The 10,410-nt window shown below is 61.4% G+C and carries 6 protein-coding genes and 2 tRNA genes; 4 read left to right on the top strand and 4 right to left on the bottom strand.

All coding sequences use genetic code 11. From position 1 onward, the window contains the following. Positions 1–378: 378 nt before the first annotated feature. Complete coding sequence (gene rlmB / locus ACIP8I_RS26685; RefSeq protein WP_007967448.1) at positions 379–1,146, bottom strand: 23S rRNA (guanosine(2251)-2'-O)-methyltransferase RlmB; 768 nt, start codon at positions 1,144–1,146, stop codon at positions 379–381. Next, positions 1,143–3,773: a ribonuclease R gene (gene rnr / locus ACIP8I_RS26680; protein ID WP_400764860.1), complete on the bottom strand. Its 2,631-nt coding sequence runs from the start codon at positions 3,771–3,773 to the stop codon at positions 1,143–1,145. Before rnr ends, rlmB begins: the two co-directional genes overlap by 4 nt. Before the next feature lie 225 nt (positions 3,774–3,998). On the opposite strand from rnr, the gene ACIP8I_RS26675 reads away from it, so the two are divergent. The 4 genes from ACIP8I_RS26675 to ACIP8I_RS26660 all read left to right on the top strand — a co-directional run bounded on the left by ACIP8I_RS26675 (position 3,999) and on the right by ACIP8I_RS26660 (position 7,256). Then, positions 3,999–4,085, top strand: a tRNA-Leu gene (locus tag ACIP8I_RS26675). Between the two features lie 180 nt (positions 4,086–4,265). After that, positions 4,266–4,352, top strand: a tRNA-Leu gene (locus ACIP8I_RS26670). Between the two features lie 328 nt (positions 4,353–4,680). Beyond that, entirely contained in the window at positions 4,681–5,691 is a 1,011-nt protein-coding gene (locus tag ACIP8I_RS26665) for an extracellular solute-binding protein (RefSeq protein WP_367082810.1), read from the top strand. After that, on the top strand, positions 5,691–7,256 hold the full coding sequence (locus ACIP8I_RS26660) for an ABC transporter permease (RefSeq protein ID WP_400764858.1): 1,566 nt from the start codon (positions 5,691–5,693) through the stop codon (positions 7,254–7,256). The genes ACIP8I_RS26665 and ACIP8I_RS26660 overlap by 1 nt, the downstream gene beginning before the upstream one ends. A gap of 79 nt (positions 7,257–7,335) precedes the next feature. Here ACIP8I_RS26660 and ACIP8I_RS26655 read toward each other — a convergent pair whose 3' ends face one another. Further along, positions 7,336–9,270, bottom strand: a complete 1,935-nt coding sequence (locus ACIP8I_RS26655; RefSeq protein WP_400764857.1) for a methyl-accepting chemotaxis protein — start codon at positions 9,268–9,270, stop codon at positions 7,336–7,338. A 139-nt stretch (positions 9,271–9,409) separates the two neighbouring features. Then, a partial coding sequence (locus tag ACIP8I_RS26650; protein ID WP_400764855.1) for an adenylosuccinate synthase occupies positions 9,410–10,410 on the bottom strand: 1,001 nt, incomplete at its 5' end.

Genomic DNA, 10,410 nt, shown 5'->3' with positions numbered 1-10,410 from the left:
CGCTCAACCATGCCGCCGACTTGCACGCTCTGCTCAGGGTGGACCACACACATGATGTCGTAATGACGCCAGCAGCCTCCTTACGGGTTGTAGCCTGCCGCTCAAAAACGGTCAGACAAGGAGTGAATGACACTTATGGACTTGCTGGCGCGGGGCACATGCGTGCCTGCCGTCACAGCAAGGGGCGCAATTGTAGAGAAGGGACTGCGCAGGCGCAAGGCAATTGGTGATTATTTGAACAATCACCGGATATAGGCCGCACCACAAAACAATGTAGGAGTGAGCCTGCTCGCGATGAGGGCGTAACATTCAACTTTGATGCTGAATGTAACTCCGCTATCGCGAGCAGGCTCACTCCTACAGGGGATTTGCAACAGGTCAGGCTTTCTTGGCTGCAGCCTTGGCCTTGGCGCCACGTTGGCGCTGCGCTTCGAACAGGCACACACCGGTGGCCACGGACACGTTGAGGCTGCTGACGCTACCGGCCATCGGCAGGTTCACCAGGTAGTCGCAGTGCTCGCGGGTCAGGCGACGCATGCCTTTGCCTTCAGCGCCCATGATCAGGATGGTCGGGCCGGTCAGGTCCTGGTCATAAATGCTGACCTCGGCCTCACCCGCCGTGCCGACCACCCACAGACCGCGCTGCTGAAGCTTTTCCAGAGTGCGCGCCAGGTTGGTCACCGCCACCAGCGGAATCACTTCCGCCGCGCCGCAGGCCACTTTACGCACCACCGGGGTCAGGGTCGCTGACTTGTCCTTGGGCACGATCACCGCCAGCGCGCCGGCAGCATCCGCTGAACGCAGGCAGGCGCCGAGGTTGTGCGGGTCGGTCACGCCGTCGAGCACCAGCAACAGCGGTGCGCCTTCGGTGCGGTCGAGCAGCTCATCGAGCATCGCCTCGCCCCAGACCTGGCTCGGACTGACGTCCGCCACCACGCCCTGGTGCACGCCTTCAACCCAGGCGTCCATTTCGCGGCGCTCGGCCTGACCGATCTGCACACGATTTTCGTTGGCCAGCTCGATCAGGGTCTGCACGCGCGGATCGTTGCGGCTTTCGGCCAGCCAGATCTGCTTGACGCGTTTCGGGTGGTGACGCAGCAACGCTTCTACCGCGTGAACGCCGTAGATTTTTTCCAACTGACTCATGACTTCGCCTTCGGTTTACGCGACCCGCCACTCTTGGCTGGAGCCGAACCCGCTTTTGGCGGGCCTTTACGGTGTTTGCTGGGTTTGGCTGGCTTGCCGCCGGCAGCCTTGTCAGGCGCCGACCGTCCGGTCTTTCCCCCAGACGCCGCTTTACCACCGCTTTTGGCTTCGGCCAGCAAGGCCTTCTTCAATTCACGGCTTTTGCGCAGCTCGGCGTTTTTCGCCACGGCATCGCTCGGGCGATAGGCCTCGACAGCTTTCTCTTTGGCCGGACGACGGCTGGCGGTTTTCGCCGGAGCCTTGTCTTCCACAGCCTTGCTCGCAGGTGCTGCGGTATCGGCGCCACGTTTCTTGCGACCGATCGGCGCGCTGATGGTTTTTTCAGCCATCTCGAAGTCGATCTTGCGCTCGTCGAGGTCGACGCGCATCACGCGCACTTCAACGGTATCGCCAAGACGGAAGCTGCGACCGGTGCGCTCGCCCGCCAGGCGGTGATGCACAGGGTCGAAGTGGTAGTAATCGCCTGGCAGCGCGGTGACGTGCACCAGGCCTTCGACGTAGATATCGGTCAGCTCGACGAACAGGCCAAAACCGGTCACGGCGGTGATCACACCCGGGAACGACTCGCCGACGCGATCCTTCATGAACTCGCACTTGAGCCAGTTCACCACGTCGCGGGTGGCTTCGTCGGCACGGCGCTCGCTCATCGAGCACTGCTCGCCGAGTTGCTCCAGCGCCGCTTCGTCGTACGGATAGATGCGCGCTTTCGGAATGGTCATCGCCCCGGCACGACGAACGTGCGGAGTGTCCTGTTTCGAATGGATCACGCTGCGGATGGCGCGGTGCGTGAGCAGATCCGGGTAACGACGGATCGGCGACGTGAAGTGGGTATAGGCTTCGTAATTCAGGCCGAAGTGGCCTTCGTTCTGGGCGCTGTACACCGCCTGGCTCAGGGAGCGCAGCATCACGGTCTGGATCAGATGGAAATCCGGACGATCCTTGATGCTTGCCAGCAGGGCCTGATAATCCTTCGGCGACGGGCCGTCCTTTCCTTTGTGCAGGGACAGGCCGAGTTCGCCGAGGAACGCGCGCAGCTTTTCCAGACGCTCCGGTGGCGGGCCGTCGTGGACACGGTAAAGCGCAGGGATTTCGTGCTTCTTGAGGAATTCGGCGGTGGCCACGTTGGCCGCCAGCATGCATTCCTCGATCAGCTTGTGCGCATCGTTGCGGGTGGTCGGACGGATTTCGGCAATCTTGCGCTCGGAACCGAAGATGATCCGGGTTTCCTGCGTTTCGAAATCGATCGCGCCACGCACGTGACGGGCCGCCAGCAACACCTTGTACAGCGCATACAGCTGCTTGAGGTGCGGGAGGACGTCGGTGTATTCGCCGCGAAGCTTGCGCGCTTCCGTGGCTTTTGGCGTTTCCAGCATCGCGCTGACCTTGTTGTAGGTCAGACGGGCGTGGGAGTGGATCACCGCTTCATAGAAGCAGTAGTCGGTCATTTCGCCGGACTTGGAGATGGTCATCTCGCAGACCATGGCCAGACGATCGACATGCGGGTTCAGCGAGCACAGGCCGTTGGACAGCTGCTCAGGCAGCATCGGCACCACGCGCTCGGGGAAGTACACCGAGTTGCCGCGCACCTGGGCTTCGTTGTCCAGGGCCGAACCGATCTTCACGTAGCTGGAAACGTCGGCGATCGCCACGTACAACTTCCAGCCGCCGGAGAACAGGCGCAGCTTGCCGGGCTTGGATTCGCTGTAGAGAGCGTCGTCTTTGTCGCGGGCATCTTCGCCGTCGATGGTGACGAACGTCAGATGGCGCAGGTCGACACGCTTCTCTTTGTCTTTCTCTTCGACTTCCGGCTTGAGCTTGGCGGCTTCTTTCAGAACGGCTTCAGGCCAGACGTGCGGAATGTCGTAGGTACGCAGCGCGACATCGATTTCCATGCCCGGCGCCATGTAGTTGCCGACCACTTCGACCACATCGCCTTGCGGCTGGAAGCGCGGCGTCGGCCAGTGGGTGATTTTCACCTCGACGAACTGACCGATCTGCGCGTTGGCGTTGCGGCCTGGCGTAACCAGCACTTCCTGCTGGATCTTCGGGTTGTCGGCCACGACGAAACCGATACCGCCCTCTTCGAAGTAGCGACCGACGATGGTTTCGTGGGCACGGGACACCACTTCGACGATCACGCCTTCACGGCGGCCACGACGGTCGAGACCGGAAACACGGGCCAGCGCACGGTCGCCATCGAACACCAGACGCATCTGCGCCGGGCTCATGAACAGGTCATCGCTACCGTCGTCCGGCACCAGGAAGCCGAAACCGTCGCGGTGACCGCTGATGCGGCCGAGGATCAGGTCGAGCTTGTCCACCGGCGCATAGGTGCCACGGCGGGTGTAGATCAATTGAGCGTCGCGCTCCATGGCGCGCAGGCGGCGGCGCAGGGCTTCGATCTGGTCTTCTGTGGTCAGACCAAACTCTTCGACCAGTTGCTCGCGGGCAGCAGGCGAACCCCGATCGGCGAGATGCGCCAGGATCAGTTCGCGGCTGGGAATAGGGTTTTCATATTTTTCCGCTTCACGAGCGGCCTCGGGATCGAGGGACTGCCAATCGGCCATTAGAGAGTTTTCACCTTGTCTATATGCGGGTTAGTTTGGCATAGGCGCCATCAAACGGGAAATTTCCGACTCTATAAGGCCCTTCTGGAGCCTTGTATCGACGCCTGAAAGCCTTTTTGAACACCGCTGGTAAAAAAATTCATTTTTTTTGCTGACAGGGGTTTACAGTTAAAAAGGCGCTCCGTATAGTGCGCGCCATCGACGACGTACACACGTTGACGAGATGCCCAGGTGGTGAAATTGGTAGACACGCCAGCTTCAGGTGCTGGTGACCTTACGGTCGTGGAAGTTCGAGTCTTCTCCTGGGCACCAATTTCGAGCTTGAGACTAGATCAGTTTCGAGACTCACACAAAACCCGCGAAAGCGGGTTTTGTGCATTCTAGGGAACGGGTTTGTTAAAACCGATTAATTAAAATTAAATCAGGGGTTTACAGATCAAAAAGCGCTCCGTATAGTGCGCCACATCAACAGCGGCAACGCTCGCGATGAATGCCCAGATGGTGAAATTGGTAGACACGCCAGCTTCAGGTGCTGGTGACCTTACGGTCGTGGAAGTTCGAGTCTTCTTCTGGGCACCAATTCAAACTCAAGGTTACGACGTTGAGTTTCCCGAAAACCCGCGAAAGCGGGTTTTTGCGTTTCTGGCCTTTAAAAACCTGCAAGCCTCTGTGGCGAGGGAGCTTGCTCCCGCCGGGATGCGCAGCATTCCTCGCTTTGACTTCAGTCATGCCCCCTCTCAGGATTAACGACTGCTACGCAGCCGAGCGGGAGCAAGCTCCCTCGCCACAAATGATCACCAGATCATGCTCTAGCAAACCTCCGCCCTCCCCACAAGGCGCACTTGAGAAACAATATCGTTTATCATTGTTGCAAGTTTTTGCAATGCGACAGTGAGGAACCCTGCGAATGATGTTTCGAAATACCCTGCGCCGCGGCTTGACCTTCACCCTGCTCGGCCTGGCACTCGCCACTCCCCTCACCCAGGCAGCCGAGGCGGTTTCCCTGACGCTCTACAACGGTCAACACAAGGAAGTCGGCGACGCTATCGCCAAGGCTTTCGAGGCCAAGACCGGCATTCACGTCAACGTCCGCAAGGGCAGCAGCAACCAGCTCGCCAGCCAGGTCATCGAAGAAGGCGACCGCTCCCCCGCCGACGTGATCTACACCGAAGAATCTCCGCCGCTGAACAACCTCGGCGAGCAAGGCCTGCTGGCCAAGACCGACGACGCCACGCTGGCCGTGCTGCCCAAGCAATACGTCGCCGGCAACGGCACCTGGATCGGTGTCACCGCGCGGGTTCGCGTGGTTGCCTACAACCCGAAACTGGTCGATGAGAAAGACCTGCCGAAGTCGGTGATGGAATTCTCCGATCCAAAGTGGCAAGGCAAAGTCGGATTCGTCCCGACCAGCGGTGCATTTCAGGAACAGGCCGTGGCGATCATCAAGATGCACGGTCGCGACGCCGCCGAAGAATGGCTGACCGGCCTGCGCGCTTTCGGCAAGACCTACAGCAACAACATGGTCGCGCTCAAAGCCGTGGAAAACGGCGAAGTTGCCACCGTGCTGGTGAACAACTACTACTGGTTCGCCCTGCAGCGCGAGAAAGGCAAGCTCGACTCGAAACTGCATTACTTCACCGGCGGCGACGTCGGCGGACTGATCACTGTATCCAGCGCTGCCGTGCTGAAATCCAGCAAGCATCCAAAAGAAGCCCAACAATTCCTCGCCTACATGGCCAGCGAAGAAGGCCAGCGCGTAATCACCCAGACCACCGCCGAATACCCGCTGCACAAAGGCATGGAATCGGACCGCGGACTCAAGCCGTTCAGCGAACTGCAAGCGCCGAACGTGACCCCGGCCGATCTGGGCAACGCTGAAGAAGCGCTGGAGCTGGAACGTGAAGTTGGCCTGAACTGATGGCCGCATCGTTATCCGCCCCCGCCGCGCGCGGGGGTTACCTGCCACGGCGCAAGCGCCCGTCGATCTGGCTGGTGCTGCCGGTGTTATTGCTGGTGGTCATGAGCCTGTTGCCACTGGCCTATGTCGGCTTGAAAGCCTGGCAAGCCGGTTGGACTGAGGCGCTGCACTTGTTGTGGCGCCCGTACGTGTTCGGCCTGCTGCGCAACACCTTGGCATTGATGGTTGGCGTGACGCTGGCTTGCGGTGTGATCGGCCTGTCGCTGGCGTGGCTGCTGGAGCGCAGCAATCTGCCCGGCCGACGTCTGTGGGGGGTGATTCTGTGCCTGCCGTTCGCGGTGCCGGCGTTTGTCAGCAGCTTCACCTGGGTGTCGTTGAGCGCGCAGTTCGAAGGCCTCGGCGGGGCGATTCTGGTGATGAGCCTGTCGAAGTATCCGCTGATCTTTCTGCCGGTCGCGGCGACCCTGCGCAACCTCGATCCGTCCCTTGAAGAGTCGGCTCGCACCTTGGGACAGAACCGCTGGGGGGTGTTTTTCCGCGTCACCCTGCCGCTGCTCTGGCCATCGCTGCTGGCTGGCTCGCTGCTGATTGCCCTGCACATGCTGGTCGAGTTCGGCGCGCTGTCGATCATCGGCCTGCAAACCTTCACCACCGCGATCTATCAGCAATTCGAACTGGAATTCAGCAATGCCAACGCGGCGATGCTCTCGGCGGTGTTGCTCGCGCTGTGCCTGATGCTGCTGTGGCTGGAGCTGCGGGTGCGCGGCAAGGGTCGGCATGTGCGCACTGGCCAGGGCGCGGCACGTCAGGCCGAGCAAGTACGGCTGGGGCCGTGGGCGGTTGCCGGTCAGCTCTATTGCCTGTTGCTGGCGATTGTCGGCAGCGGGATTCCACTGGGCATGCTCGCGTACTGGCTGGCGGTGGGCTCATCGGCAGCCTTCCCGGTCGCGGCGATCACCGAAGCCCTGCTGTCGTCGCTGGCCTTGTCGCTCGGTGGCGCAGCGCTGTGCCTGCTGTTGGCGGTGCCGGTCGGGCTGCTGGTGGTGCGTTACAAGGGCCAACTGGCGATCTGGGCCGAGCGCTTGCCGTATCTGCTCCACGCCTTGCCGGGCCTGGTGATCGCGCTGACGCTGGTGTATTTCGCCCTGCACTACGTGCCGGCGCTGTACCAGACCTCGGCGTTGCTGCTGATCGCTTATGCGCTGCTGTTTTTGCCATTGGCACAGGCGCCGATTCGCACGGCGCTGAACAAGGCGGCGCCGCAACTGGAAGAAGCGGCCCGCACGCTGGGGGCTTCGTCGTTCACAGCGTTTTGCCGGGTGACCCTGCCGATCATCTTCCCGGCACTGGGCGCGGCGTTTGCGCTGGTGTTTCTGGATGCGATGAAGGAACTGACGGCGACGCTGTTGCTGAGTCCGACCGGGCTGAACACGCTGGCGACGGAAGTGTGGGCGCATACCGCGAATGTCGAGTTTGCGGCGGCAGCGCCTTATGCGGCGCTGTTGATTGTGGTCTCCGGGCTGCCGGTGTATCTGCTGACGACGCGGATGTACCTGAGCCGCTAAAAGATCGCAGCCTGCGGCAGCTTCTACAGGGAAATGCAAATCCCTATGTAGGAGCTGCCGCAGGCTGCGATCTTTTGATTTAAGCCCTGAACTGCCCCAGACTCGCCTTCAACTGCGCCGCCAGCCCATCCAGCACCTTGCCACTGGCCGTGGTCTCCACCACCGCTTGCGCCGCTTTCTCGGCCTGGGCATGAATCGTCTCGACCCGCCCACGCACCGCTTGCGCGCCCTGCGCCTGATGCGCCGCCGCCTGCGTTGCCAGACCGATCGCCGCGTGCACCTGCTCGACCGAAGCCTGCACCGACTGCTGCAACCGCGCGCTGTCGCGCAACACCAGCAAACCTTCGCTGGCCTGACGCCCAGCTTGGCCGATCGCTTCTACCGCCTCACGTGCGCCTTGCTGCAACGCGACGATGTGCGCCTGAATGTCACCGGTCGAGCTTTGCGTCTTGCTTGCCAGCGCACGAACCTCATCAGCGACCACCGCAAATCCGCGCCCGGTTTCACCAGCCCGAGCCGCTTCGATCGCCGCATTCAGGGCCAGCAGGTTGGTTTGCTCGGCGATGCCATGAATCACCGTCAGCACCACTTCGATCTGTTCACTTTGTTGTGCCAGCCGCTCGATGACTTTCGCCCCGGTGTCGACCTGCCCGGCCAACGCCTCGATCAGGCTGCCGACCTTCGCCGAAGTGCGGGTGTTTTCGTCGGTGGCCTGGCGAATATCCACCACCTGCTTCAACGCTGCCTGCATGGCATGGCTTTCCGATTGCGCCTCGTCAGCCATTTGCGACAGTGCGCGCAGGCTTTCCGCCACTTCATCACGCTGCATCCCGGCCGCTGCGTCGGCACCGGCATTGCGCAGGGTCATGGCGCCGATTTCCACGCCGGTACGCTGGGCCACGTCGCCCGCCTCACGCACGATCGGCTGCAACTTATCCACAAAGCGATTGACCGCCGAGGCCATGTCGCCGATCTCGTCCTTACTGTTGATCTGCACGCGCTTGGTCAGATCGCCCTCACCTGCCGCCAGATCGTCCATCGCTGCGTTGAGCATCTTCAAGCGATTGACCACCCGGCGCCCGAGCACCACCGCCAGCAACAGCAGCACGCCACAGCCGACCAGCGCCAGGCCCATGCCGATGCGCCAGCGCAAGGTCGCGGCGGCGTCCTGCACGGTGCTGGTGGTGTTGGCTTTCATTTCGGCGGCGGTGGATTGCGCCGACTGCAGCCGCGCGCGCATTGCCGCAGCGCTGTCGGCGGCGGCGCCCTTGAGGCTGTCGCCCACCAGTTGATCACTGCTGGCGATCAGCGCCGAGAAGCGCTGGTCGAGCGCGGCCAGATCGGTGTCCACCGAAGCGGTCGAGACGCCCATCAACACCTTGCCGATTTCCACGCCGTTGGGATTGATCGAGGCTTCGAGGTAGTAAACCGACGGATCGTTTTTCGCCGCGTCCAGCACCTTGTCCAGTGCGCGCTCGCCCTGGCCTTTTTCCAGCAAGGCCTTGTTGATCGGATTTTCGCGGTTGAGGTAACGCGTCAGGTGCTGACCGGTGGCATCGTCGTAAACCACGAACAACACGTTGGGATTGCGCTGGGCGCGACGGGCAAATTCGGACAGGGTCGGTACGTCGCTGTCCCACATGGCGCGCGGCGCCACCGAGGCGAGCAACTGGGCCATGTCATTGGCCGAGTCCTTGAGGTCCTTTTCCAGTGTCGTACGCAATTGCGCCTGCTCTTCCTTCAGGCGGGAAGACAGGCCGGCGGTCAGACGCTGCCGGGTACTTGAGGAAAGGTTATCGAGGCTTGAGGTGACTTCGCGCCCGGCCTGCTCCAGCTCACCCGAAAGCTTCTGGCTGTCTGCGCCCAAGCGAGTGCCGAGATCGGCTTCCAGCGCCGTGACCGTGCTTCGTGTCAGGGCGACTGCCACCAGCACTTGCACCAAAAGGGCGATACCAAGGGTAACGAACACGGGCCGCAACAAACGGCTTTGTAACAGTGAGAGAACGGCCGACACTGTGAATCCCTCTACTTCTGACGCCATTAATTTGATGGCACTCTTGTAGGAAGATTTACAGCAAAGGTCATGCCGTCCAACAGGCATAAACGACAAAGGCCCCGATTAAGGGGCCTTTGTTTTTTACATCAACGACTTATCAAGCGAACGGATGGCGCAGAACGATGGTTTCGTTGCGATCCGGGCCCGTCGAAATAATGTCGATCGGCGCGCCGATCAACTCTTCAACGCGTTTGATGTAGGCACGAGCGTTAGCTGGCAGCTCTTCCAGGGTTTTGGCACCCACGGTCGATTCGGTCCAGCCCGGCACTTCTTCGTACACAGGCTGCAGGCCCACGTAGCTGTCAGCGTCGGTCGGCGCCACGGCGTTGCCTTGCGCGTCCTTGTAACCGGTGCAGATGTTGATGGTTTCCAGGCCATCGAGGACGTCCAGCTTGGTCAGGCAGATGCCCGAGATGCTGTTCACATCGATCGCGCGACGCAGGATAACGGCGTCGAACCAGCCGCAACGACGGGCACGGCCGGTGGTAGCGCCGAACTCGTGACCTTGCTTGGCCAGGTGCGCACCCACGTCGTCGAACAGCTCAGTCGGGAATGGACCCGAACCGACGCGAGTGGTGTAAGCCTTGGTGATGCCCAGGATGTAGTCGAGGAACATCGGGCCAACGCCCGAACCGGTCGCCACGCCACCGGCGGTGGTGTTGGAGCTGGTCACGTACGGGTAGGTACCGTGGTCGATGTCGAGCAACGAACCCTGGGCGCCTTCGAACATGATGTCTTTGCCGGCGCGACGCAGGTCGTGCAGCTCGGCAGTCACGTCGAGCATCAGCGGCTTGAGCAGCTCGGCGTATTCCTTGCACTCGGCCAGGGTCTTTTCGAACTCGATGGCCGGCTCTTTGTAGTAACCGACCAGCATGAAGTTGTGGTAATCGACCAGTTCACGCAGCTTGTCTTCGAAACGCGGCATGTTCAGCAGGTCGCCCACGCGCAGACCACGGCGTGCAACCTTGTCTTCATAAGCCGGGCCGATGCCGCGACCGGTAGTACCGATCTTCAGCTCGCCACGGGCTTTTTCACGGGCCTGGTCCAGCGCCACGTGGAAGGACAGGATCAGCGGGCAGGACGGGCTGATACGCAGGC

It is taken from the genome of Pseudomonas sp. NPDC088414 (genome assembly GCF_044753325.1).
In the GTDB taxonomy this organism is placed as follows: domain Bacteria; phylum Pseudomonadota; class Gammaproteobacteria; order Pseudomonadales; family Pseudomonadaceae; genus Aquipseudomonas.
The sequence above is the reverse complement of the archived record's forward strand: the minus strand, read 5'-3'. Positions and strand labels throughout refer to the sequence as shown.